Raw genomic sequence first — 762 nt, 5'->3', positions numbered from 1 at the left:
TTTACCGGCTGCTGCAGAAGACCGCCTCTTTCCCCGGCGGGTGGCTCACGGCCACCGTCCTTTTCATCATGCTGGCAATCGCGTTGGCGGTCGCGATCCACGTCGCGCGGCGCACGATGCGCACCAACCGCGGCGGTGACTATCAGCTGTTCGAGGCCGCGCAGCTCACCGCGGCCCAGCACCGTGCGACGGCCGAAGACTTTGCGGCGCGGGGCGAATGGACCGCAGCGATTCGCCACCGCCTGCGGGCGGTCGCCCGCCAGCTCGAGGAGACGGGTGTGCTGAACCCGGCGCCCGGCCGGACCGCCAACGAACTGGCCGTCGACGCCGGTGCCGCGCTGCCCCACCTTGCCGGCGAATTAGCGCAAGCCGCAACGGCTTTCAACGACGTCACCTACGGTGAGCGACCGGGAACCCAGAGCGCATACCAGATGATCGCCGACCTTGACGAGCACCTGCGCTCCCGCTCGGCGACCGTTCCCGGGGGGCCGGGGCAAACCGCCGCGCCCGACTCGTGGGCGCAGGTGCGGTGATGGCGACCACGGCGGGTCCCCACCCGGCGAGCCCAACGGCGTTGCAGCGCTGGCGATCCTGGCGCTGGGTAATCCTCACGCTGATCGTGCTGGCCGTCATCGCCGGCCTCGATGCCTACCTGACCGCGCCGCGTCCCGGGGCGCGGATGGATCCGGCGTCGACGGCCAGTTCGTTGGCGGTCCGGCCGGGCGCCGGGTTCAGCACACCCGTCTCCTCGAGCTGGCGGGC

At 71.5% G+C, this 762-nt stretch carries 1 protein-coding gene and 1 pseudogene; one reads left to right on the top strand and one right to left on the bottom strand.

Annotated elements, in window-relative coordinates; translation table 11 throughout:
* On the top strand, positions 1-533 hold a 533-nt coding region (locus tag A9X03_RS26715), incomplete at its 5' end, for a DUF4129 domain-containing protein (protein ID WP_068261627.1).
* A gap of 145 nt (positions 534-678) precedes the next feature.
* Here A9X03_RS26715 and A9X03_RS30555 read toward each other — a convergent pair.
* Positions 679-762, bottom strand: a pseudogene (locus tag A9X03_RS30555) (hypothetical protein); the annotation flags it as partial.

Source organism: Mycobacterium sp. E1715 (assembly GCF_001667625.1).
GTDB lineage: Bacteria > Actinomycetota > Actinomycetes > Mycobacteriales > Mycobacteriaceae > Mycobacterium.
Note: the sequence above shows the minus strand (reverse complement) of the source record. Positions and strands in the feature narration are given on the sequence as shown.